The organism is Streptomyces sp. NBC_00358 (genome assembly GCF_036099295.1).
Taxonomy (GTDB): Bacteria; Actinomycetota; Actinomycetes; order Streptomycetales; family Streptomycetaceae; genus Streptomyces.
The window spans coordinates 5,592,448-5,614,928 of the sequence record NZ_CP107976.1 but is presented as its reverse complement, the minus strand read 5'-3'; the positions used below and the strand labels follow the sequence as shown (position 1 = coordinate 5,614,928).

Annotated in this window: 20 protein-coding genes; 6 read left to right on the top strand and 14 right to left on the bottom strand. The window is 71.4% G+C overall.

The features are described from left to right. The first annotated feature begins 53 nt into the window (after window positions 1-53). Window positions 54-1,796 carry an LCP family protein gene (locus OHT01_RS23965; RefSeq protein WP_328555175.1) on the top strand — a complete coding sequence of 581 codons (1,743 nt, stop codon included), beginning with the start codon at window positions 54-56 and terminating at the stop codon, window positions 1,794-1,796. A 68-nt stretch (window positions 1,797-1,864) separates the two neighbouring features. On the opposite strand, the gene OHT01_RS23960 is transcribed toward OHT01_RS23965, so the two are convergent. Further along, window positions 1,865-2,896 (bottom strand): glycosyltransferase family 2 protein, encoded by a 1,032-nt coding sequence (locus OHT01_RS23960; RefSeq protein WP_328555174.1) that lies wholly within the window; start codon window positions 2,894-2,896, stop codon window positions 1,865-1,867. Between the two features lie 176 nt (window positions 2,897-3,072). Here OHT01_RS23960 and OHT01_RS23955 point away from each other — a divergent pair, with 176 nt between their 5' ends. Further along, complete coding sequence (locus tag OHT01_RS23955) at window positions 3,073-4,575, top strand: LCP family protein (protein WP_443043429.1); 1,503 nt, start codon at window positions 3,073-3,075, stop codon at window positions 4,573-4,575. Window positions 4,576-4,686: 111 nt separating this feature from the next. On the opposite strand, the gene OHT01_RS23950 is transcribed toward OHT01_RS23955, so the two are convergent. Then, entirely contained in the window at window positions 4,687-5,235 is a 549-nt protein-coding gene (locus OHT01_RS23950) for an acyl-CoA thioesterase (RefSeq protein ID WP_328555172.1), read from the bottom strand. A 119-nt stretch (window positions 5,236-5,354) separates the two neighbouring features. Between OHT01_RS23950 and OHT01_RS23945 the strand changes: the two genes are divergently transcribed. Then, window positions 5,355-6,650 (top strand): LCP family protein, encoded by a 1,296-nt coding sequence (locus OHT01_RS23945; protein ID WP_328555171.1) that lies wholly within the window; start codon window positions 5,355-5,357, stop codon window positions 6,648-6,650. Between the two features lie 159 nt (window positions 6,651-6,809). On the opposite strand, the gene OHT01_RS23940 is transcribed toward OHT01_RS23945, so the two are convergent. The 6 genes from OHT01_RS23940 to OHT01_RS23915 form a co-directional block, all read right to left on the bottom strand. Beyond that, window positions 6,810-7,757: a hypothetical protein gene (locus OHT01_RS23940; RefSeq protein WP_328555170.1), complete on the bottom strand. Its 948-nt coding sequence runs from the start codon at window positions 7,755-7,757 to the stop codon at window positions 6,810-6,812. Continuing rightward, the gene (locus tag OHT01_RS23935) at window positions 7,754-9,151 is read right to left on the bottom strand and encodes a protein phosphatase 2C domain-containing protein (RefSeq protein ID WP_328555169.1); all 1,398 of its coding nucleotides are present in this window, start codon (window positions 9,149-9,151) and stop codon (window positions 7,754-7,756) included. The genes OHT01_RS23940 and OHT01_RS23935 overlap by 4 nt, the downstream gene beginning before the upstream one ends. A gap of 10 nt (window positions 9,152-9,161) precedes the next feature. Then, the gene (locus OHT01_RS23930) at window positions 9,162-9,827 is read right to left on the bottom strand and encodes a vWA domain-containing protein (protein WP_328555168.1); all 666 of its coding nucleotides are present in this window, start codon (window positions 9,825-9,827) and stop codon (window positions 9,162-9,164) included. Between the two features lie 17 nt (window positions 9,828-9,844). Continuing rightward, window positions 9,845-10,312 (bottom strand): hypothetical protein, encoded by a 468-nt coding sequence (locus OHT01_RS23925; RefSeq protein ID WP_328555167.1) that lies wholly within the window; start codon window positions 10,310-10,312, stop codon window positions 9,845-9,847. Next, window positions 10,309-11,667, bottom strand: coding sequence for a methyl-accepting chemotaxis protein (locus OHT01_RS23920; protein ID WP_328555166.1), 1,359 nt, complete (start codon window positions 11,665-11,667; stop codon window positions 10,309-10,311). Before OHT01_RS23920 ends, OHT01_RS23925 begins: the two co-directional genes overlap by 4 nt. A 711-nt stretch (window positions 11,668-12,378) precedes the next feature. Next, entirely contained in the window at window positions 12,379-13,536 is a 1,158-nt protein-coding gene (locus OHT01_RS23915; protein WP_328555165.1) for an acyl-CoA dehydrogenase family protein, read from the bottom strand. A gap of 188 nt (window positions 13,537-13,724) precedes the next feature. Here OHT01_RS23915 and OHT01_RS23910 point away from each other — a divergent pair, with 188 nt between their 5' ends. Then, on the top strand, window positions 13,725-15,068 hold the full coding sequence (locus OHT01_RS23910; protein WP_328555164.1) for a UDP-glucose dehydrogenase family protein: 1,344 nt from the start codon (window positions 13,725-13,727) through the stop codon (window positions 15,066-15,068). Between the two features lie 247 nt (window positions 15,069-15,315). On the opposite strand, the gene OHT01_RS23905 is transcribed toward OHT01_RS23910, so the two are convergent. Then, a complete protein-coding gene (locus OHT01_RS23905) occupies window positions 15,316-15,897 on the bottom strand; it encodes a CGNR zinc finger domain-containing protein (protein WP_328555163.1) in 582 nt (193 codons plus the stop codon). A 96-nt stretch (window positions 15,898-15,993) separates the two neighbouring features. Here OHT01_RS23905 and OHT01_RS23900 point away from each other — a divergent pair, with 96 nt between their 5' ends. After that, window positions 15,994-16,353 (top strand): VOC family protein, encoded by a 360-nt coding sequence (locus tag OHT01_RS23900; RefSeq protein WP_328555162.1) that lies wholly within the window; start codon window positions 15,994-15,996, stop codon window positions 16,351-16,353. A gap of 27 nt (window positions 16,354-16,380) precedes the next feature. Here OHT01_RS23900 and OHT01_RS23895 read toward each other — a convergent pair whose 3' ends face one another. From OHT01_RS23895 to OHT01_RS23885, 3 genes are read right to left on the bottom strand one after another with little or no spacing between them, the layout of a single operon-like run. Beyond that, entirely contained in the window at window positions 16,381-17,574 is a 1,194-nt protein-coding gene (locus OHT01_RS23895; RefSeq protein ID WP_328555161.1) for a dipeptidase, read from the bottom strand. A gap of 5 nt (window positions 17,575-17,579) precedes the next feature. Beyond that, the gene (purE, locus tag OHT01_RS23890) at window positions 17,580-18,104 is read right to left on the bottom strand and encodes a 5-(carboxyamino)imidazole ribonucleotide mutase (protein WP_328555160.1); all 525 of its coding nucleotides are present in this window, start codon (window positions 18,102-18,104) and stop codon (window positions 17,580-17,582) included. Beyond that, window positions 18,101-19,261, bottom strand: a complete 1,161-nt coding sequence (locus OHT01_RS23885) for a 5-(carboxyamino)imidazole ribonucleotide synthase (protein WP_405916916.1) — start codon at window positions 19,259-19,261, stop codon at window positions 18,101-18,103. Before OHT01_RS23885 ends, purE begins: the two co-directional genes overlap by 4 nt. A gap of 197 nt (window positions 19,262-19,458) precedes the next feature. Between OHT01_RS23885 and OHT01_RS23880 the strand changes: the two genes are divergently transcribed. Continuing rightward, window positions 19,459-20,004 (top strand): GtrA family protein, encoded by a 546-nt coding sequence (locus OHT01_RS23880; RefSeq protein WP_328555159.1) that lies wholly within the window; start codon window positions 19,459-19,461, stop codon window positions 20,002-20,004. A 125-nt stretch (window positions 20,005-20,129) separates the two neighbouring features. Here OHT01_RS23880 and OHT01_RS23875 read toward each other — a convergent pair whose 3' ends face one another. Together OHT01_RS23875 and OHT01_RS23870 are read right to left on the bottom strand one after the other, a co-directional pair. After that, window positions 20,130-21,413, bottom strand: coding sequence for an ATP-binding protein (locus OHT01_RS23875; RefSeq protein WP_328555158.1), 1,284 nt, complete (start codon window positions 21,411-21,413; stop codon window positions 20,130-20,132). 265 nt (window positions 21,414-21,678) lie between these two features. Next, entirely contained in the window at window positions 21,679-22,356 is a 678-nt protein-coding gene (locus OHT01_RS23870) for a response regulator transcription factor (protein WP_018566970.1), read from the bottom strand. Window positions 22,357-22,481: the final 125 nt, after the last annotated feature.

Here is a 22,481-nt window from a genome sequence, read left to right as displayed (position 1 = left end):
CCGGGCGTGCGACGGACCCGTTTGTCAGGCGCAGGGTGGGGAGAGGCTGAGAGATGGCGCAAAGCAGTGTGCGCGGGGAGGGAGCACGACCGCGTGTCCCGCAGGCCGGCGAACTGGGCTGGGACGACAGCATGTACGGAGAGGGCGGCGAGCCCGTTCGTACGGCGGACGACGACCGCACCCGGCCCGAGGGTGACGGCGACGGCATGCTCCGGGCCGACGACACCATGCCGATCAGCCCGCAGGGGCAGGGCCGGCACGGCGGGGACGACGGCGGGAAACGGCGCGGGAACGAAGGCCGCCCCCGGCGCAGACGTCGAATACTGCGCTGGTCTGCGATGGTGCTGGCGGTACTGATACTCGGCACCGCCGGCGCGGGTTATCTGTACTACAGACATCTGAACGACAACATCAAGCAGGCGGACCTGAACATCGGCGACGCGAAGGACCGCGCCGCCAAACCGAAGCCGAACGCGGCGGGCCAGACCCCGCTGAACATTCTCCTGATCGGTTCGGACTCCCGGAACTCCACCGCGAACCAGAAGCTCGGCGGCGCGAAGGACACGTTCAACACACCGCCCCGCGCGGACGTCCAGATGCTGCTGCACCTGTCGGCGGACCGCAGCAACATGTCGGTCGTGAGCATGCCGCGCGACACACTGCTGCGGATACCCAACTGCACCGACCCGGACACCGGGAAGACCTACGCCGCGAGCACGTCGCTCACGATGACGAACGACTCACTGGGCCGCGGCGGCCCCGGCTGCACGGTCGCCACCTGGGAGAAGCTGACCGACATCCACATCGACCACTTCATCATGGTCGACTTCGCGGGTGTGGTGTCCATGGCCGACGCGATCGGCGGCGTCCCCGTCTGCGTGGACGCCAACATCTACTCGCACACCTCCACCGGTCACGGCTCCGGGCTGAAGCTGGAGAAGGGCACGACGTCCGTCAAGGGCAAGCAGGCCCTCCAGTGGCTGCGGACGCGGTACGGCTTCGAGGACGGCAGCGACATCGGCCGGACCAAGGCCCAGCACCAGTACATGAACTCGATGGTGCGCCAGTTGCGTGAGAACGCCACGCTGACCAACCCGGGCAAGCTGCGCGGCCTCGCGGAGACGGCCACCAAGGCGCTCACCGTCGACCAGGGCCTGGGCACGGTGACCAAGCTCTACGACCTCAGCAAAGAACTGAAGAAGGTCCCGACCAACCGCATCAACATGACCACCATGCCGTGGGTGTACTCCACCGACGGCAACCGGGTGCTTCCCAAGGCGACGGACGCGGACAAGGTCTGGCGGCTGCTGCGCGAGGACATCGCGCTGGACGGCAAGGACAAGAAGAAGACCGCGGAGAAGACGTCGTCGGACCCGGCCGCGGCGGACGACCAGATCGCGGTGCAGGTGCGGAACAGCACGCGTACCAGCGTGCTGGCGCCGGTGCCCGGACGCGCGAGCGCGGTGACCGGACTCCTCGTCGGCAAGGGCTTCACGCAGTCGAAGGCGGACACGTCCGTCGCGACCGCCGAGGACACCACGGTCATCCGCTATCCGAGCGCCGATCTGGAGGGTGACGCCCTGCGGGTCGCCAAGGCCCTCGGGATCTCCTCGCACGCCGTGGAGAAGTCGGCGGACGTCTCCGGGGTCACGCTGTTCGTCGGCGCCGACTGGCGGGACGGCACGACGTACAAGGCCCCCGCGGACGACGACTCGACACCCGCGTCCGCGAAGCTGGACAAGGGCTCGGACACCGGCGCCTGCATGCACGTCGACCCGGCCTACACCTGGACGTAGGACCGCCGGCCAACGGCAGTTGGGCCCCTCTCGAAGTCGAGAGGGGCCCAACTCATGTACGGGTGGGTTCAGTTGGAGCCGCTGAGGACCGCGGGACGCCGGGACGCGATGACCTTCCTTGCCAGCGTCTTCGGGCTCATCAGGAAGCCCCAGCCCCACGACATGTGCATCGTCGCGAGGGCGACGGGGATCTGGAGCCGGGCCTTCGCCGACAGGCCCTTGCCCGCGGGCAGCGAGCCGAGTCCTATCGCCGCGAGATAGCCGGCCGGGACGACGAAGCCCCAGGGCGTCAGCGCCGCTCCGACGACCAGGCCCGCCGCGATCGCGCAGACGGCGGTCGGCGGGGCCAGGTAGCGCAGGTTGATGGAGCCCTCGTGGTAGCGCGCCACGACGTGCCGCCAGCGGCCGTAGTCCTTGTACTGCTTGGCGAGCGCCTTGACGGAGGGCCTCGGGCGGTAGGACACCTTCAGCTCGGGCGAGAACCAGATGAGTCCGCCCGCCTCCCGGATCCGGAAGTTCAGCTCCCAGTCCTGGGCGCGGATGAACTCCTCGTTGTAACCGCCCTGCTGCTCCAGGGCCTCGCGCCGGAACACCCCGAGGTACACGGTCTCGGCCGGGCCCGCCTCACCGCCGGTGTGGAAGGCCGCGTTGCCCACGCCGATCTTCGACGTCATGGCGGCGGCGACGGCGTGCTCCCAGTCGTTCTCGCCCTCGGCGTGCATGATGCCGCCGACGTTCTGCGCGCCGGTCTCCTCCAGGAGCCGTACGGCGTTGGCGATGTAGTTCGGGGAAAGGATGCCGTGCCCGTCGACGCGCACGACGACGGGGTGCCGGGACGCCTTGATCGCGGCGTTCAGCGCCGCGGGCGTGCGGCCGGTCGGGTTCGGCACGGTGTGCACCCGCGGGTCCTCACGGACGAGTTCGGCGGCGATCTCGTCCGTCCGGTCCGCAGAGGGACCGAGGGCGATCACGACCTCCATCTCACCGTCGTACCGCTGCGCCAGGATCGCTTGGACGGCCCCGCGCAGATGCCGCTCCTCGTTGAGGACGGGCATGATCACAGAAACGGCGGGGGACCGCACGTCAGGCTTCTCGCTCATCGGAGCTCACGTTACCGCGAACGGGGGACACGGTCGCGCGCCGCCCGGCGTAAGGACCGGGCCGCAGATCGTATGGGCCTACCGTGCTCACGGATCCCCACGCCGAGCGGAACGCGGTCCCGGTCGGCCCCGCGGAACGCGTCCCTCCCCCGTCCAGCCTCGCGGAGGTGTCCCTCTTGCCCACGCCGCCCCGCTCCCCCGTCCGCCCTCAGCGCCCCCCGCAGCCCTCTCCCGCACGGCGTCCCACCCGGCGGGCCGACGGACGCCCCGGGCGCCCCGTACGCCCCGTACGGCGCAAGAAGCCGCGCTGGGCCATGCGGGCGGTGACCACCGTCTCCGTGGTGGTCCTCGCCTCGGCGGGCATCGGGCACGCGGTGCTGAGCAGCCTGGACGCGGACATCACCCGGGTCGACCCGTTCAAGGACATGAAGAACCGGCCCGAGGCCGGCCACGGCATGAATCTGCTGCTGGTCGGCACCGACGGCCGGGAGAAGATCACCGAGGCGGAGCGGCGGAAGTACCGGCTGGGCGGCGCGCCCTGCCACTGCACCGACACCGTCATGATCGTGCACATCTCGGAGGACCGGGAGCGGGCCAGCATCGTCAGCCTGCCGCGCGACTCGTACGCCGAGGCGCCCGCGCACACCGACGCGGTCACCGGCGAACGGCACGGCCCCCACCCCCTCAAACTGAACGCGGCGTACGCGGAGGGCGGCCCCACCCTGACCGTACGGACCGTCGAGAACATGACCCACGTGAAGATCGACCACTACCTGGAGGTCGACTTCACCAGCTTCATGAAGACGGTGGACGTGCTCGGCGGTGTCCGCATCTGCACCGCGCAGCCGCTGAAGGACAGGTACACCGGACTCGACCTGACGGCCGGCTCGCATCTGCTGGGCGGCGGGCAGGCCCTTCAGTACGTACGGTCCCGGCACACCGACGGCTCCTCGGACCTCGGCCGGATGAAGCGGCAGCAGCGCTTCCTCGCGGCGCTCGTCGGACAGACCACGTCGTCCGGAGTTCTGCTGAACCCGATCAGGTTCCGTGACGTGACGCGGGCGGTGCTGGGCTCGGTGCGGGCCGACAAGGGCTTCGGCACGGACGAGCTGCTGGATCTGGGCCGGGCGATGCGGAACTTCTCCCCGTCCTCGTCCGAGTTCACGACCGTACCGATCGGACAGATGGCCTATGCCGTCAAGGGCATCGGCTCGACCCTGAAATGGGACGAGGCGAAGTCGCGGAAGCTCTTCGAGGCGCTGCGCGACGACAAGCCGCTCGCGGCGGCCCGGGCGCCGAGGCCGGGGGCCGTCCGGGTCGCGGTGGCCCCGCAGCAGATCCGGGTCCAGGTCGAGAACGGGACCCCCACGACGGGCCTCGGCAAGCGGGTCGACGGCGCGCTCGCGGCCACCGGTTTCAGGACGACGGGCCGGCCCGCGACGGCCCCCGACCGCACGGTGCGGCGCACCGTCGTCACCTACGACCCGCGCTGGGACCGCTCGGCGAAGTCCCTGGCTGCCGCGCTGCCCGGCGCCGAGCTGCGCGCGGTCCCGGGGCAGGGCCCGCTGCTGAAGGTGATCGCCGGCACGGACTTCAAGCAGGTCACGCGGGTGCGGGCGGACGACCCCTCGCAAGGAGAGTTCGGGGTGGTGACGGGGGACCAGGTGGTCTGTCCGTGACCCTGTGACCCCGTCCGTCGGCGAACGGCCGACGAGCCCGGCCCGGTCGTCGTCGCCGGTCGTCGAGGCTCCGTCGTCGGCGTCCGGCCATCGCAGCCCGGTCGGCGAGACCTAGTCGTCGAGGCCTTCCGCCGCGCGCTTCTCGCGGAGTTCCATGATCGCGCGGCGGCGGGCCAGCCGGTGGGTGCGGCGGATCTGCGCCTCCTGGTAGCGGCGCTCGTCGCGCTCGGTCTCGGCGATGACCGGCGGGACCCGGCGGGGCTTGCCGTCGGCGTCGACCGCGGCGAAGACGAGATACGCGGAGCCGACCTGCTGGGGCGGCGTCGACTCGTTCCAGCGCTCGGCGAGGACCCGGACCCCGACCTCCATCGAGGTACGTCCGGTCCAGTTGACCTGTGCCTTCACATGGACCAGGTCGCCCACGCGGACGGGCTCCAGAAAGGCCATCTCGTCCATCGAGGCGGTGACGGCGGGGCCGCCCGAATGCCGCCCGGCCACCGCGCCCGCCGCGTCGTCGACCAGCTTCATGATCACTCCACCGTGCACCGAGCCCAGTAGGTTCGTGTCGTTGTGGGTCATGATGTGGCTGAGGGTGGTCCGGGACGCCGCGGTCGGCTTGCCCGGTATATCGGATTCCGGGTTGGAGGCCTGGTCTGTCATGTCCTCCACCTTATGCCGGGGCGTACCGCCGTCGCTTTGCATCAGCTCTGCTACAGGCGTGACCCAGATCTCCCGGCTCTCTTGTAAGACTCATGGTGGAGAGCTGCACACTGGTCGGCATGAACGATTGGCCTGGGGACGACAACGGCAGCAACCGCTACGGACGCGGCAGCGCGGGCGCACAGCCCGAGAGCGCCCGCGTCATGCGACAGGTCCGCCGTGGGCCGGCCGCACCCGCTCCGGGCCAGGACGCGCCGCCGTACGGCGGCGGAGTGCCCCGGCAGCCGTCGTACGTCGACGGACAGGGGTACGACAACGGCCAGGGGTACGACAACGGGTACGACTCCGGCTACAACACGGGCCATGTGTACGGGAACCCCAACGGACCCGGCGGTCCGCAGGGCCCCGGCGGCGGGGACGCGTACCCGCGGCGCTCCGCGCCGAACTGGCGGCGCCGGATCAAGTGGACCGCGATCACGCTGGTCACCGCGCTGGTCGTGGTCTCCGTCGGCACCTACTTCTGGGCGGACTCCAAGCTCCACCGTGACGTGGATCTCTCCAAGGTCATAGACCGGCCGGAGACCGGCCAGGGCACCAACTATCTGATCGTCGGTTCCGACAGCCGCGCCGGTCTGACGTCCGCGGACAAGAAGAAGCTGCACACCGGCTCCGCCGAGGGCAAGCGCACCGACTCGATGATGATCCTGCACACCGGGAGCAACGGCTCGACGCTGCTCTCGCTGCCGCGTGACTCGAACGTCACGATCCCGAAGTTCCAGGGCTCCGAGTCCGGCAAGATCAAGGGCCCGCTGGGCCAGAACAAGCTGAACGCGGCCTACGCCTTCGACGGTCCCACGCTTCTGGTCAGGACCGTCGAGTACAACACCGGTCTGCACATCGACCACTACGTGGAGATCGGCTTCGCCGGGTTCGCGGGCATCGTCGACGCGGTCGGCGGGGTCGACATGACCCTCGACCAGGGCTTCAAGGACAAGTACTCCGGCGCCGACTTCAAGGCGGGCAAGCAGACGCTGAACGGCGAGCAGGCCCTCGCCTTCGTCCGTACCCGGCACGCCTTCGCCGCCTCGGACCTGCAACGCACCAAGAACCAGCAGAAGTTCCTGTCCGCGCTCGCCCACCAGGTCGCGACCCCCTCGACGGTCCTGAACCCCTTCAAGCTCTACCCGACGATGGGCGCGGGCCTCGACTCGCTGGTCGTCGACAAGGACATGAGCCTGTGGGACCTGGCGGACATGTTCTGGGCCATGAAGGGCGTCACCGGCGGCGACGGCAAGTCCATGAACATGCCGATCTCCGGATCCGTCGGCGGCAACCTCGTCTGGGACAAGGCGAAGATGAAGACGCTGGTGGACGAGCTCAAGAACGACGAGAAGGTCACGGTCTCGGGCAACTGACCCGCCCGCACGCCCACTGCCCGTGAACTGAACCGTCGCCGCCCGCCGGAGAACCGGCGGACGGACGCACGGCACACGGGCACACGGGCACAGACAGCCAGGGGCCCACGGGTGACCTCACCCTTAACTGACCCACCGTCACTTACCTGTGACGGTGGGTCAGTTGCGCAAGGTGATGCGGCCCCGGGTGCGCGGGCCGTCGAACTTGGAGCGGTCGACGACGGGCTTCGGGCCCGGTTCCGCGGCGATGAGGCGGATGGTGTCGCGGCCCGCCAGGGCGGTGCACCACTGGGCCAGGTGGGGGCGGGTGCCACGAGCACCGGAGGCCTGCTCCCACAGGACGCGGACCGCGTCGGCCCGCCGGTCGTCGAGTACGCCGGACAGCGGCCGCAGCGGCTTGCCGGGGGTCACGTACGGGTCCTGGCTCAGGACGCGGCCCGCCACCAGGGCCGCCTTGTAGCGGTCGCTGTCCACCGTGGCGGTACCGGAGGCGGCCAGCGGGTCGTGCCAGTCGGGGGTGTCCGCCTGCTCCAGGACCGGGGGCCGCCCGACCACGCGTACGCCGTCGCAGTCCAGGAGATACGGGGCGGGGCCGGGCCGGACGGTCCACAGCACGTTCGCGTGGGACACGTCGCCGACGACCAGCCCCAAGGCGTGCAGCCACCGGAAGAGCCCGAGGACGGCGACCACCAGCGCGTACCGCTCGGCCGGCGACGGCTGCGCGACGGCCCCCCAGGCCGCCCTCGGCGGCCGGAGCAGATACGACAGGTCGGTCAGCCGGGGCTCGCCGCGCGAGGTCCGCCAGGTCATGGAGTCCGGCGCCCGGCGCATCAGGAAGCCCGTCGCCCGGCCGCCGTCCATGACCCGGCACAGCGGCCACGCCGCCTCCCGGTCCAACCGGTCCCGGTCGGCCGCGGTGAGCCCCTGGCGCAGCGCGACGAGGGCCGCGAGTTCCCCGCCGTCGGCCTTTCCCGGCTCGCGGTAGCTCTTGTACAGCAGTCCGCCGGGACCACCGACGTCGTACACCTCGCCCTGGCCGCCGTCGCCGACGCGCACGCCGAGGGCGAGCGAGCCGAGCGTCACGTCGGAGCCGTCGTCGGTGCTCACGGCACGGCCTCCCACAGGACGACGGCGGTGCGGTCGTCGTCGTACGACTTCACCCGGTACTGCAGTTGCCACAGGAAGTCGGCCGGTGCCGGGACGGCCCCCGTCCCCCACCCGGACCCCAGGAAGTCCCTCATCCCGGCGTCCCCCGCGAGCGGTGTGGACAGGCCGTCCGTGCAGAGCACCAGGACGTCGCCGGGCAGCGCGGGGGCCAGGAGCAGGGCGCGGGCGCGGTGCCCGTGCGGCAGGGCGGCGGTACGGGTGTCGATCATCCCGTCGCCGTCGTGCTCGGGGTCGGTGAGGGACAGGTTCCACCCGCCGGCGCGCAACAGCGCCGTGCCGCCGTCGCCGACGGCCAGGAAGCCGCGGGTGCGTACGCGCGGGTCGAGCGGGACGAGCAGGGCGCGCAGGGTGGTGGCGTACGCGGCCGGGTCGTCGCCGTGCTCGCGGGCGCGGTGCGCGAGGAGGGTCGCCACCCGGCCCACCGCGGTGTCCACCACTGCCGCGAAGCCGGTCCTGTCACCGGCGCGCAGGGCCTCGGAGAGCTCCGCGGCCACGCTGTCCAGCTCCATCGCGGCGAGCCGGCAGGCCTCCTGGGAGCCGACGTGCGAACGGGCCGCCGATCCCACGCCGTCCGCCACCGCGAGCAGCAGCAGCCCGTCCGCGCCGGGTTCCCCGAGGCGCACCACGGCCAGGGAGTCCTGGCGCGGCTCGCCCTGATAGCGGTGCGAGTCGCCGCGCACGGACGCCGCCCGCACCGTCAGGGCGCCGTACCCGGCCCCGTCCACCACCATGTCGGGCGTCAGCGCCGCGGTCGGATCCTGCCGGACCGAGGGCAGTTCCAGGGGCTCCGGCGCGTACAGCGGGGGCTTCGGCCCGGAGTACGGTGGCGCGCCGAGCACCGGGACCGCCCCGACCCGCGCGGCGGGCTCCTCGGACACGGACGGCTGCTGCTGCGGCTGCTTCTGTTGTTGCTGTTGCTGTTGCTGTTGCTGCCGGACCGGACCGTACGTCAGGGGCGGTGCGGGACAGGTCGGCCCTGCGGGTGGTCCCGCCGACGCCTCGGGCACTCCGGCGGCCGTCCCGGGCTCCGGCGGGTCGCTGAAGAACTGGTCGACGCTCTGCCAGGTCGCGTCCAGCGGGTCGGGCTGCTGCGGGTCGGGCCAGCGCAACTCCGGCCGGCGCGCGGCCGGTTGGCGCGTGTCCGGCCGGTCCGGGTACTGCCGGTCCGGGTAGGTGTGGCCCGGGTACGTATGACCCGGGTACGCCAGGTCCTCGTGCGCCTGGCCGCCGTCCGGTGTCCGCCGCTCCGCTGGCGTCCGGCCGTCCGGGGCCTGTGGATCGGGCTGCCGCGGGCCGGTGCGGGGCCGTCCGGCGGCGTTCATGTCGTTCTCCATCGGTGCGACCTCACAGCTTGTCGAGAGAGACGAGGGAGAAGCCCGGCACGGTGTCGTCCACGGCCAGCGTGAATCCGTTGCCGCCGTCCGCGCCGATGCTCCCGGCGGACCGGACGATCGACCTCGTGAGGCTGGAGGCGAACTCACGCAGCGCCTGGGCCGGTGACACCGAGGAGTCCTTCTGCATGAACGCCCGGAAGTTCGCGACCCGCGCGATCGTCGACTCCTGCGCCTCGCCGATACCGAAGGCGATGATCTTCGGGCAGAACCGTGACTGGGTGACCTCCTTGTACGCCTGGTCCCAGTCCGGGTCGGTGGGAATGCCGTCGGACAGGAAGAAGACCACGGGCCGGTACACCTCGTGGCCCTCCGCCTTCAGCCCCGCCACATCGGCCTCGACGCAGCGCAGCAGGGTCCGGAACGCGTCGCCGTACGAGGTGAGACCGCCCGCGGCGAGCGCGGGGACCGAGTCGATGTCGCTCAGGTCGACGAGCGGTTGCAGCACGGTGGCGGTGTCGGAGAAGCCGATGAGGCAGAAGCGTGTCTTGTCGGCGACGGTCGGGTTGGTGCTGATCTCGTGGTGCAGGTCCGGGAGCGCGCCGTTGATGGCGTCGATCGGCTCACCGATCATCGACCCGGACTCGTCGCAGAGCAGGTAGAAGGGCAGGATCTGCAAGGTCTCGTACCTCCGGGTCAGTACGTGTAGAAGTAGATCTCGATGTCGGCGTGGCCCGCGGAGGCTCCGCCCTTCCAGAAGTCGCGGGTGGTGGCGGCGCGGAACATGTCCGGACGGGCCTTCCCCAGCAGGGAGTTGATCTCGTGGGCGTAGCGGCCCCCGGCGCCCGGGTCGGTGTGGCGCCCGAAGGTCAGCACGAAGGCGGCGCGCCGGCCCCGGTAGCGCGCGGTCGCTCCGCGCAACGCCCGTACGATTCCCGCGTCGTCGCCGGCGGGCGCGTCGACGGCCACCTTGACCGGGGTGCGGACCACCGCCCGCGGGCCGGTGTGCCGGGACTTCCTCCCGGCGGCCGAGGCGGCGGGCTGCTTCGCTGCGGCCTGCGGGTCGCCCTGGCCCCCCATGGCCACCAGGGCGAGAACGAGCAGCATGTCCGCGAACAGCCAGCCCGCCATGTACAACGGCTGGAACCTTCCAGCGGGCTTCATCGGGCCTCGGTCAGGGACGCGGGGGGCAGTTGCGGGGGATCGCGGCGGGGGTCGGCGGGCCGGGGACCGGGCCGCCCCGGCTTGTCGACGGAGACACCGGTCCGGTCGGCCGGGATGCCGGTCGCGTCGGCGGGGCGGCCACGGTGGTCGGTCGGGTACTCCGCGCCTTCGGTCCGGTGCGCCCGGCCCGTCCGGTCCCCCGGGTCCGTCAGATGGGCGCGCACCTGACGGTCCGCCCGCAACTCGTCGACGAGCCGGGCGAACGCGTCGGCCGCCGCCCGCAACGCTCGGCTCTGGGCGTTCAGTTCACGCACCGCGTGCTGGGACTCCTCGACCGCTCGGGCCGTCCCCTCCGCCACCTCACCGAACCGGCCGAAGAGTTGGGCGGAGACGTCCGAGGTCACCTCGATGCCGGTGGCGTAGGCACGCTGGGACGCGGCCAGCACGGTGACGGATTCCTCGACGCGGTCGCCGGCCCCCTGCACCGCGAGCCGCACCTCGCCGCTCGCCTCGCGGACACCGGCGAGCGCCTCGCGGACCTGCGCCCCGCCGTCGCTGACAGCGGCCTCGACCCGGCCCACCGCGACCTCCAGGGGCCTGACCGCGGTGTCGACCGCGGCCAGCCTGTGTTCGGCGGCCTGCACCGCGTCGCCGACCGCCGAGGCGGCCGACCTCAGGTCCTTCTGGACCCGCACCGCCTCGTCGCCGAGCCGGCCGAGGGTCGCGGCGGCACCGGTGAGTTCGGCGGCGAAGCGCTGGGGAGAACTCGACCGCCGCTGGTTCAGGACGAGTTGAGCGCGGGTCAGCGTCGGGACGAGCACCGCCATGAGCTCCTCGGCGGCACGGTCGGCGGCCTCCTCGCGGCGGGCGACGGCGGACCGCCGCAGGCCGTGCACGAGCACCAGCGCGAAGAGCACGGCGATGGCGACGGTGGCACTCATCGCCACATGGCCGAAGCTGAAGGCGCCGGTGAGCCGCCCCTCGAAACCGGACTGCCAAAGCTGCAGGAAGGGCCGGGAGGCGGCCCGCGGATCAGCGCCGGTGAGCGCTCCGTACGCGCTCGACGCCCTGGTCAGCCCGTACCAGGTGAGTATCAGGGGCACGAAGACCAGTGCGCCCAGCACGCCTTCCGCGTACGACCAGACCGTGTGCTCCCCGCCCTGGCCGCCACTCGCCCTGAGACTCTCCGGACGGGCGTACGCGGAGAGGAGATCGAGTTCGGACCAGGGGTCCAGAGCGGTGACGTCCTGGTCCCGGAGCGCCACCGCGAGCGCGGTCAGCTCTTCCCTCCGGGTTCCGAGCGCAGGCCGCTCCGCGAGGTCCTTGACGCTCTGCGCGATCACTTGACGGTCCATCAGGGCGCCTGCCGGCATACCCACCCCCACAACACGACGGACGCGGGGGTGCGTCGACCGCAACCATGGATCCCCGCCCGTGTCACGTGCCCCCGTGCCCCCACCGGTTCACACGCACCAGACGCGCGACCGAGGGCACAGAGAGTACTCCAGCCGCCACGCTCCGCGCATAAACTCCCGACACCCGCCGCTCTCCCCGACGGCGGCGCGAGGGGGGAACAGTTGAGCAGCGACGAACGTCCACGAGCGACCATCCGCCTGAGACCCCCGACGGGCACCCCGCCCCGGCCCGGGCCGCAGCCCCCCGCCCCGACACCCCCTGAAGCGCGGCGGCTTCCCGCCGGGAACGCCGACACCGTGCTGACCAGGTCGGCACCGCGGGCCCGCGTCACGGGGCGCGGTGTCCTTCAGGTGAATCCCAACCGGCCGCCGGGGACCGGGGCCGACGTCGACCTCGGCTGCATGGCCACGTTCACGGACGGCACGCGCGCGGCCGTACAGCCGCTGGGGTTCGTGGGTACGGATGCGGAAGGAATGACCCGCGCCGCCGCGGCCGCGCGCGGGCCGGTGGCGGCGGGACGGTGGCGGCAGAGCGGGGCGGGGCGGAAAAACGGAAGGTGAGAGGCACACCCTGTGCCTCTCACCTTCGCCGCCGATCCGCCGGCGATCCGCCATCGATCCGCCGTTGTCCCACTGCCGACGGGTGGCGTACTACGGCAGGTTGCGCGCCATCACGATGCGCTGGACCTGGTTCGTGCCTTCGTAGATCTGGGTGATCTTCGCGTCGCGCATCATGCGCTCGACCGGGTAGTCGCGGGTGTAGCCGTAGCCCCCGAGGAGCTGGACGGCGTCCGTGGTGACCTCCATGGCGACGTCCGAGGCGAAGCACTTGGCGGCGGCGCCCTGGAACGTGAGGTCCTTGTCGCCACGCTCCGACTTGGCGGCGGCCGCGTACGTGAGCTGGCGGGCGGCCTCGATCTTCATGGCCATGTCGGCGAGCATGAACTGGATGCCCTGGAAGTCGGCGATCGGCTTGCCGAACTGCTTGCGCTCCTGGACGTAGCCCTTGGCGTAGTCGAGGGCGCCCTGGGCGACACCGAGGGCCTGGGCCGCGATGGTGACGCGGGTGTGGTCCAGCGTCTTCATGGCGGTCGCGAAGCCGGTGCCCTCCTCGCCGATCATGCGGTCGGCGGGGATGCGGACGTTGTCGAGGTAGACCTCGCGGGTCGGACTGCCCTTGATGCCGAGCTTGCGCTCAGGAGCACCGAAGGAGACGCCCTCGTCGGACTTCTCGACGACGAACGCGCTGATGCCCTTGGAGCGCTTCGTCGGGTCGGTCACGGCCATGACCGTGTAGTACTCGGAGACGCCCGCGTTGGTGATCCAGCGCTTGACGCCGTTCAGCACCCAGAAGTCGCCGTCGCGCACGGCCTTCGTCTTCATGCCGGCCGCGTCCGAACCGGCGTCCGGCTCGGAGAGGCAGTACGAGAACATTCCGTCGCCCTTGGCGAGCGGGCCCAGGTACTTCTTCTTCAGGTCCTCGGAGCCGGAGAGGATCACCGGCAGCGAGCCCAGCTTGTTCACCGCGGGGATCAGGGAGGAGGACACGCAGACGCGGGCCACCTCCTCGATCACGATGACCGTCGCCAGGGCGTCGGCGCCCGCGCCGCCGAACTCCTCGGGTACGTGGACCGCGTGCAGGTCGTTGGCGACCAGGGCGTCCAGCGCCTCCTGCGGGAAGCGGGCTTCCTCGTCCACCGCTGCTGCGTACGGCGCGATCTTCGCCTCGGCCAGCGAACGGATCGCGTCCCGGAGCATGTCGTGCTCCTCGGACGGGCGGTACAGGTCGAAATCAGCCGATCCGGCCAAGGTCTCTCACGCTCCAAGGGATGCTGTGCTGGCTGCGCTAACTACCGTTAAGTAACACAATTTTAGAGTCCCGCCCGCAGGAGGGATACGTGAGCTTGGCGACAGAGGGAAAAGTGCCCGTGAAAGCGCTCCCTCACGCCCCGACTATGCTCGGGCGCGCACCGACGCCGCACACCTCAGGAGCATCCATGGCCCTCAAGATCACCGTGATCGGCACCGGCTACCTCGGCGCCACCCATGCCGCGGCCATGGCCGAGCTCGGCTTCGAGGTCCTCGGGCTCGACGTGGTGCCGGAGAAGATCGAGATGCTCCAGCGGGGCGAGGTCCCCATGTTCGAGCCCGGCCTGGAGGAGCTGCTGCGCAAGCACGTGGCCGGGATCGAGGGCTCCACGGGCCGGCTCCGCTTCACCATGGACTGGGCCGAGCTCGGGGCCTTCGGCGACGTCCACTTCATCTGCGTGAACACGCCCCAGAAGCACGGCGAGTACGCCTGCGACATGTCGTACGTCGACGCGGCCTTCGAGTCGCTGGCGCCGCACCTGAGCGGTCCCGCCCTCGTCGTCGGCAAGTCCACCGTGCCGGTCGGCTCGGCGGAGCGGCTGGCCGCCCGGCTCGTCGAGCTCGCGCCCGCCGGCGAGGACGCGGAGCTGGCCTGGAACCCGGAGTTCCTGCGCGAGGGCTTCGCCGTGAACGACACGCTGCACCCCGACCGGATCGTGGTGGGCGTGCGCAGCGAGCGCTCCGAGAAGCTGCTGCGCGAGGTGTATCTGACCCCGGTCTCCGAGGGCTCGCCGTTCGTCGTGACCGACTTCCCGACCGCCGAGCTGGTGAAGACCTCCGCGAACTCCTTCCTCGCCACCAAGATCTCCTTCATCAACGCGATGGCCGAGGTCTGCGAGGCGGCCGGCGGCGACGTGGCCAAGCTGGCCGAGGCCATAGGGCACGACGAGCGGATCGGGAAGAAGTTCCTGCGGGCCGGTATCGGCTTCGGCGGCGGCTGCCTGCCCAAGGACATCCGCGCGTTCATGGCACGCGCCGGTGAGCTCGGCGCGGACCAGGCGCTGACCTTCCTGCGCGAGGTCGACACCATCAACATGCGGCGCCGCGGCCAGATGGTGGAGATGGCCCGTGAGGCGCTCGGCGGCGGTTCGTTCCTGGGCAAGCGGGTCGCCGTGCTCGGCGCGACCTTCAAGCCCGACTCCGACGACGTGCGCGACTCCCCGGCACTGAACGTCGCCGGGCAGATCCACCTCCAGGGCGGCCAGGTCACGGTCTACGACCCGAAGGGCATGGCGAACGCCAAGCGGCTCTTCCCGACGCTCGGGTACGCCGACTCCGCCGTGGAGGCGGTACGGGGCGCCCATGTCGTCCTGCACCTGACGGAGTGGCGCGAGTTCCGCGAGCTGGACCCGGCTGTGCTGGGCGAGGCGGCCACCTCCCGCGTGCTGCTGGACGGGCGCAACGCGCTGGACCCGGAGACCTGGCGCCGGGCCGGCTGGACGTACCGCGCGATGGGACGGCCCACCGCCTGACGACCACCACCGGCCGGCATCCACCACGACGGAGACTCGGCACGGGCTGACGCCCGCCACCGGGGACGCCCGTCGGGGCGTCGGCCGAGGCCTGTCGCGGACGACGCCGGTCCGGCCGAGGCTCAGTCGGCCGGACCGGCGTCGGTTGCATTCTGCACCACTTCGCTGTGCGATGACCGGTGACCGCCGCACTCCGCCCCGCCGCACTCCGTCCGGCGGGGCGGAGTGCGTCCTCGGCGGAACCCGGTCACTTGGCGCGGTAGCGGCGCATCTTGGCGCGCGCTCCGCACACCGACATCGAGCACCAGCGGCCGCGGCCGGCCGGTGAGCGGTCGTAGTACACCCAATGGCAGGTCGGGGCCTCGCAGGCCTTCAGCCGTGGCCAGGTGCCCGCCACCAGTGCCTCGGCGATGGCCGCGGCGACGCGGAAGGCCAGGGGGGCGGGAGAGTCCGCGGCGGCCGCGGAGTCCGCAGACGCCGCGGAGGAGCCCCGAGAAGCCGCGGAGGAGGCCGGAGCGGGCACCTCGGTGGCGGGGACCAGGTGCGCGGAGCCGCCGTCCTCGTCGACCGTCACCCGCAGGGGCGCACGGGCGAGGAGTTCTCCGAGCGGAGTCACCCTCCGGTGTGCCGGATGGCCCGCGTGCGCGAGGCACACCGCCCGCAGCGACTCGCGCAGCTCGCGCGCGCCCTCCGCCTCGCCCGCCGTCAGGCCGAGGCGCGCCAGCCCCTCGGGCGTGTCCAGGGAGTCGGCGCCCGACTCGATGTCCAGGGTGTTCACCAGGGCCTGGACCAGGGCCAGACCGCCGGGTGCGGGCGCTCGGTCATTCATGCTTGCGACGTTACCTCTTGTGCGGGAGTATGAGGTAACCGTTACCTCTTGAGTCGCTGTACCAGTAACCAGTCAGGAACTCTCACGGAGGAAGTCATGGCTCTCGCCGCACTCGATGTCGTCGTCCTGGACTGTCCCGACCCGCGCGCTCTCGCCGAGTTCTACGCGGGGGTGCTCGGCGGCACCATCACGGAGGAGGCCGACTGGGTCGACCTGGACCTGCCCGGCGGCCGCAAACTGGCGTTCCAGGCCGCGTCCGGGTACGTACCGCCGCGCTGGCCCTCGCCCGACGGCTCGCAGCAACTGCATCTGGACCTGAAGGTCGAGGACCTGGACGTGGCGGAGAAGGGCGTGCTGGAACTCGGCGCGATCCCGCTGGACACGGAGGACAGGTCGCGCTCGTTCCGGGTGTACGCCGACCCGGCCGGACACCCGTTCTGCCTCTGCGCCTGCTGAACGCGTCCGGCCGTCCCGCCCGGCTCCTCAGCAGTCCAGTTGTTCCAGCGTCGCGTTCGACGGGGCCCGGCGGGCACGGAGGTCGCGGGCCACGTCCTCCGCCGCACCCAGCACGCGCACGGCGTTCTGCCAGGTCAGCTTGGCCACGTCGGTGGACGACCAGCCGCGGTCGAGGAGCTCGGCGATCAGGTTCGGATAGCCGGAGACGTCGTCAAGACCGTCCGGGGTGAACGCCGTGCCGTCGTAGTCGCCGCCGATGCCGAGGTGGTCGATTCCGGCGACCTCGCGCATGTGATCGAGGTGGTCCGCGACCGTCGACACCGTGGCGATCGGGCGCGGGTTGTCCTCCTCGAAGGCACGGTGGACCTTCATGCCCTCGGCGGTGGTGTCGAGGTGGTGGAAGCCGTTCGCGCGCATGTTGTCGTCGGCCGCGGCCGTCCAGTCGACCGCCGCCTGGAGGACGAACTTCGGCACGAACGTCACCATCGCCACTCCCCCGTTGGCGGGCAGCCGCTCCAGCACGTCGTCCGGGATGTTGCGCGGGTGGTCGCACACCGCGCGCGCCGAGGAGTGGGAGAAGATCACCGGCGCGGCGGAGGTGTCGAGCGCGTCGCGCATGGTCGTGGCGGCCACGTGCGAGAGGTCGACGAGCATGCCCTCGCGGTTCATCTCCCGTACGACCTCACGGCCGAACGCGGACAGGCCGCCCACGACGGGAACGTCGGTCGCCGAGTCCGCCCACGCGATGTTGTCGTTGTGGGTGAGCGTCATGTAGCGGACGCCGAGCGCGTACAGCCCGCGCAGGGCGGCGAGGGAGTTGTCGATCGAGTGACCGCCCTCCGCGCCCATGAGGGAGGCGATACGGCCCTCGGCGCGCGCCGACTCCATGTCGGCGGCGGTCAGCGCGGCCCGCAGGTCCGCCGGGTAGCGGTCGATCAACTGCCGTACGCAGTCGATCTGTTCGAGCGTCGCGGTGAGCGCGCCCGGCAGGTCCGAGCGGACGTACACCGACCAGTACTGCGCGCCGACGCCGCCGGCCCGCAGCCGCGCCAGGTCCGTGTGCAGGTGGGCGCTCTGGTCGGTGGCGATGTCACGGGCACCGAGGTCGTAGCGGACCTGCTCGCGCAGGGCGTACGGCAGGTCGTTGTGCCCGTCGACGACGGGGAACTCGTCGAGCAGGGCGCGGGCACGGTCGATCGAGGGCAGGGAGGACGAGGACATCCGCGTCACTTCCCGAAGCCGAAGCCGCCGGCGGCACCCTCGACCTTGGCGCGCAGCCGCTTGCCCTTCTCGGTGGCCTGGTCGTTCAGCTCCTGCTGGAACTCCCGCATCCGGCCGAGGAGTTCCTCGTCGTGGGTGGCGAGGATCCGGGCGGCCAGCAGACCGGCGTTGCGGGCGCCGCCGACGGAGACGGTCGCGACGGGGACCCCGGCCGGCATCTGCACGATGGAGAGCAGCGAGTCCATGCCGTCGAGGTACTTGAGCGGGACGGGTACGCCGATGACGGGCAGCGGGGTGACGGACGCCAGCATCCCCGGCAGGTGGGCGGCGCCGCCGGCGCCCGCGATGATCGCCTTGAGCCCGCGCTCCGCGGCCTGCTCGCCGTACGCGATCATCTCGTGCGGCATGCGGTGCGCGGAGACGACATCCACCTCGTAGGGGATCTCGAACTCGTCCAGCGCCTGGGCCGCGGCCTCCATGACCGGCCAGTCGGAGTCCGAACCCATGACGATGCCTACAACGGGGCTCATTCGGTGATCGTGCCTCTCAGGTAGCCGGCTGCGTGCCGGGCGCGATCGAGGACGTCGTCCAGGTCGTCGCCATAGGTGTTGACGTGGCCGACCTTACGGCCGGGCTTCACGTCCTTGCCGTACATGTGGATCTTCAGTTGCGGGTCGCGGGCCATGCAGTGCAGGTACGCGGAGTACATGTCGGGGTAGTCGCCGCCGAGAACGTTCGCCATGACCGTCCACCGGGCGCGCGGACGCGGGTCGCCGAGCGGGAGGTCGAGGACCGCGCGCACGTGGTTGGCGAACTGGGAGGTGATCGCGCCGTCCTGGGTCCAGTGGCCCGAGTTGTGCGGGCGCATGGCCAGTTCGTTGACGAGGATGCGTCCGTCGCGGGTCTCGAAGAGCTCGACGGCCAGGTGGCCGACGACGCCGAGTTCCTTGGCGATGCGCAGGGCCAGTTCCTGTGCCTCCAGGGCCAGCTCCTCGGCGATGCCGGGCGCCGGGGCGATCACGGTGTCGCAGACACCGCCGACCTGCTGGGACTCGACGACGGGGTACGCGACCGCCTGTCCGTGCGGGGAGCGGACGACGTTCGCCGCGAGCTCGCGCGCGAAGTCGACCTTCTCCTCGGCGAGGACGGGAACGCCCGCGCGGAACGGGTCGGCGGCCTCCTCCAGGGAGCGCACGAACCAGACGCCCTTGCCGTCGTAGCCGCCGCGGACGGTCTTCAGGATGACCGGGAAGCCGTCGCCGTCGGCCCCTTCGGCGAGGCCCTCCGCCGCGAACGCGGCGACGTCGTCGACGTCGGTCACGATGCGGTGCCGTGGGCACGGCACACCGATCTCGTCGAGCTTCGCGCGCATCACGCCCTTGTCCTGGGCGTGCACGAGCGCGTCGGGGCCCGGCCGGACGGGGATGCCGTCCGCCTCCAGGGCCCGCAGGTGCTCGGTCGGGACGTGCTCGTGATCGAAAGTGATCACGTCACAGCCCCGCGCGAAGTCACGCAGCGTGTCGAGGTCGCGGTAGTCGCCGACGACGACATCACCGACGACCTGCGCCGCGGACTCCTGAGGAGTGTCACTGAGAAGCTTGAACTTGATGCCGAGCGGGATGCCCGCCTCGTGTGTCATACGAGCGAGCTGACCCCCGCCGACCATGCCGACTACCGGGAACGTCACGCTCCAAGAGTATCGGCCGCGCCACGATGGCCGGTTTCCGCGGCGATACGCCCGATTTTCCCTGCTGGTGACCGCGTCTTTTCTTACCTGTGAGCCCATGCACAGGCACCGTGCGGAGGCGCTGGTTAGCATGGGCTGGTTGGCGTAATCCGTCGACACGGCCGACGACACACCCACCGACAGGGGCTGGCGACACCATGGGCAGTGCTTCATCGGGGCCTCGAGTGGGGCCTCGCAGCGCGGTGCGGCGCCGGTTCGACCTGCTCTTTCGCGAGGTCGCAAAGTTCGGCGCGGTGGGCGGTGCGGGGCTGCTCGTCAACCTGCTCGTGTTCAACCTCGTACGCCACCTCACTGGCCTGCAGGTCGTGCGGGCCAGTGTCATCGCCACGGTCGTGTCGATCGTCTTCAACTACGTCGGGTTCCGGTACTTCACCTACCGGGACCGCGACAGGGGTGGCCGCACCAAGGAGCTGACGCTCTTCCTGCTGTTCAGCGTGGTGGGCCTGGTCATCGAGAACGGCGTGCTGTACGTGGCGACGTACAGCTTCGGCTGGGACAGCCCGCTGCAGAGCAACGTCTTCAAGTTCCTCGGCATCGGCATCGCGACGCTGTTCCGCTTCTGGTCCTACCGCACCTGGGTGTTCCGGGCGCTCCCGGCCCGGGAGACGGTGGCCAGCGCCGAATCGTTCCTGGACGAGGACCCCGAGCCCGAGGCGCGACGGCAACGGGCCCGCGTGAACTGAACGCGCGACGGCCGCGGGGCGCGTGACCCGCGCGGGTGACGCCCGTCGGCCCGCGCGAACCGGACGACCGAGGCTCGTGCGAGCCGAACGCGCGGCCCCTCCCTGCCCGGCCGTCCGCTCCTCCCCTACCTGACCGTCCGCTCCTCGTCGTCCTCCGGGAGCCGGGGCGAGCGCTTCAGCGGGGTACGGGACAGGAACAGGCCGAAGACCGGGGGCTGGGCCTGCAGCATCTCCAGGCGGCCGCCGTCGGCCTCCGCGAGGTCGCGGGCGACGGCCAGGCCGATGCCGGTGGAGTTGCGGCCGCTGATGGTGCGCTCGAAGATGCGGGCGCCCAGGTCGGTGGGAACGCCGGGACCCTCGTCGGTGACCTCGATGACGGCCTGGTTGCCGGTGACGCGGGTGCGCAGCGCGACCGTGCCGCCACCGTGCATGAGGGAGTTCTCGATCAGCGCCGCGAGCACCTGGGCGACCGCGCCCGGGGTGCCCACCGCCTGCAGATGGCGCTTCCCCGAGCTGACGATCGCCCGGCCCGCGCTGCGGTAGGCCGGGCGCCATTCCTCCAGCTGCTGCTTGATGACCTCGTCGAGGTCGAAGGAGACGGCGGAGCCGGTACGCGGGTCGCGGGCGTTGGTGAGCAGCCGCTCGACCACGTCCGTGAGGCGTTCCACCTGTGTCAGCGCGATCGTGGCCTCCTCCTTCACCGTGTCGGGGTCGTCGGTGAGGGTGATCTCCTCCAGGCGCATGGAGAGCGCCGTCAGGGGCGTCCGCAACTGGTGTGAGGCATCCGCGGCGAGGCGGCGCTCGGCGGTCAGCATCCGCGCGATGCGCTCGGCGCTGCCGTCCAGGACGTCGGCGACCCGGTCCAGCTCGGGGACGCCGTACCGCTTGTGGCGCGGGCGCGGGTCGCCGGAGCCCAGCCGTTCCGCCGTCTCGGCGAGGTCGGTGAGCGGGGAGGCGAGGCGGTTCGCCTGGCGTACGGCGAGCAGGACGGCGGCGATGATCGCCAGCAGCGCGACGGCGCCGATGACCAGGAGCGTACGGCCGACTTCCTTGGTCACGGCGGAGCGGGGCTCCTGGACGGTGACCGTCTCGCCCGACTCGCCCTTGGCGGTGTACTGGATGACGTTGCCGGTGGGCTCGGTGCCGACCTCGATGGGGTCGCGGCCCGGAATCCTGATCACGGCGTAGCGCCGGTCGGTGACCTGGTTCCTGAACGTCTCGTCGGTGATGTTCTCGTCGCCGAGGACGCGGCTGTCCACGATGCTGGCCAGGCGCAGCGCCTCGGAGTCCACGCGCTCCTGGGCGCTGTTGCCGATCGTGCGGGTCTCGACGATGACGAGGGAGACACCGAAGACGGCGATCACCACGAGCACGACGGCGAGGGTGGACTGGATCAGACGGCGACGCACGGGGCCCTCCGGGCAGATGGCTGTACCGGGACCAGTGTGCACGTTCGCCGCTCGGGCCCGGGCGGGGCGCCGGGCCGGGGGCCCCGGTTTTCCCCGTTGCCACCCGCCACGCCGTCCCCGGACCGTCCTCCACGCGTCCCGCGCCCGCGGCTCCGGTCCGGAGCCGCGGCCTTGGCGTTCGCGCCCCGCACGCGGGGCGGCGGGCCGGGTTCACCGTCGCGGCCGGGCCCGGGGTTCCGGAAGGCCCGCCCGGTCCGGCGGAGCCTCAGCTCTTCTCGAAGCGGAAGCCGACGCCTCGTACCGTCGCGATGTAGCGGGGGTTGGCCGCGTCGTCGCCGAGCTTCTTGCGCAGCCAGGAGATGTGCATGTCGAGGGTCTTGGTGGAGGACCACCAGGTGGTGTCCCAGACCTCGCGCATGAGCTGGTCGCGGGTGACCACCCGGCCGGCGTCCCGGACCAGGACCCGCAGGAGGTCGAACTCCTTGGCCGTGAGCTGGAGTTCCTCGTCGCCCATCCAGGCGCGGTGCGACTCGACGTCGATGCGCACACCGTGCGTGGCGGGGGGCTGCTGGGGCTCGGCCGCGCCGCGCCGGAGCAGCGCCCGTACCCGGGCGAGGAGTTCCGCGAGCCGGAAAGGCTTGGTGACGTAGTCGTCCGCGCCCGCGTCGAGACCGACGACGGTGTCCACCTCGTCGGCGCGCGCGGTCAGGATGAGGATGGGCACGGTGTGGCCCTCGGCGCGGAGCCGGCGCGCGACTTCCAGGCCGTCCATACCGGGCAGTCCGAGGTCCAGGACGACCAGGTCGACGCCGCCCTGCATTCCGGCGTCGAGCGCGGTGGGTCCGTCCTCGCGCACTTCGACCTCGTAACCCTCCCGGCGCAGGGCACGGGCCAGCGGCTCCGAGATGGACGCGTCGTCCTCGGCGAGCAGTACACGGGTCATGGGGTGATGGTAGTCCGCCGCGGACTACGCCCGGGCAGCGATCCGCCTCCGTGATTCACACCGTCCATCCGGGTGTTTCTTACCTGCGGGTATGGGATGCGATCCTGAAGAACACCTTCGAATGA

Excerpts from the sequence above, each read along its gene's own strand:
- OHT01_RS23965 (WP_328555175.1), top strand. The coding sequence starts at position 54 with ATGGCGCAAAGCAGTGTGCGCGGGGAGGGAGCACGACCGCGTGTCCCG.
- OHT01_RS23960 (WP_328555174.1), bottom strand. The coding sequence starts at position 2,896 with ATGAGCGAGAAGCCTGACGTGCGGTCCCCCGCCGTTTCTGTGATCATG.
- OHT01_RS23950 (WP_328555172.1), bottom strand. The coding sequence starts at position 5,235 with ATGACAGACCAGGCCTCCAACCCGGAATCCGATATACCGGGCAAGCCG.
- OHT01_RS23945 (WP_328555171.1), top strand. The coding sequence starts at position 5,355 with ATGAACGATTGGCCTGGGGACGACAACGGCAGCAACCGCTACGGACGC.
- OHT01_RS23935 (WP_328555169.1), bottom strand. The coding sequence starts at position 9,151 with ATGGAGAACGACATGAACGCCGCCGGACGGCCCCGCACCGGCCCGCGG.
- OHT01_RS23925 (WP_328555167.1), bottom strand. The coding sequence starts at position 10,312 with ATGAAGCCCGCTGGAAGGTTCCAGCCGTTGTACATGGCGGGCTGGCTG.
- OHT01_RS23920 (WP_328555166.1), bottom strand. The coding sequence starts at position 11,667 with ATGGACCGTCAAGTGATCGCGCAGAGCGTCAAGGACCTCGCGGAGCGG.
- OHT01_RS23910 (WP_328555164.1), top strand. The coding sequence starts at position 13,725 with ATGGCCCTCAAGATCACCGTGATCGGCACCGGCTACCTCGGCGCCACC.
- OHT01_RS23905 (WP_328555163.1), bottom strand. The coding sequence starts at position 15,897 with ATGAATGACCGAGCGCCCGCACCCGGCGGTCTGGCCCTGGTCCAGGCC.
- OHT01_RS23900 (WP_328555162.1), top strand. The coding sequence starts at position 15,994 with ATGGCTCTCGCCGCACTCGATGTCGTCGTCCTGGACTGTCCCGACCCG.
- OHT01_RS23895 (WP_328555161.1), bottom strand. The coding sequence starts at position 17,574 with ATGTCCTCGTCCTCCCTGCCCTCGATCGACCGTGCCCGCGCCCTGCTC.
- purE (WP_328555160.1), bottom strand. The coding sequence starts at position 18,104 with ATGAGCCCCGTTGTAGGCATCGTCATGGGTTCGGACTCCGACTGGCCG.
- OHT01_RS23880 (WP_328555159.1), top strand. The coding sequence starts at position 19,459 with ATGGGCAGTGCTTCATCGGGGCCTCGAGTGGGGCCTCGCAGCGCGGTG.
- OHT01_RS23870 (WP_018566970.1), bottom strand. The coding sequence starts at position 22,356 with ATGACCCGTGTACTGCTCGCCGAGGACGACGCGTCCATCTCGGAGCCG.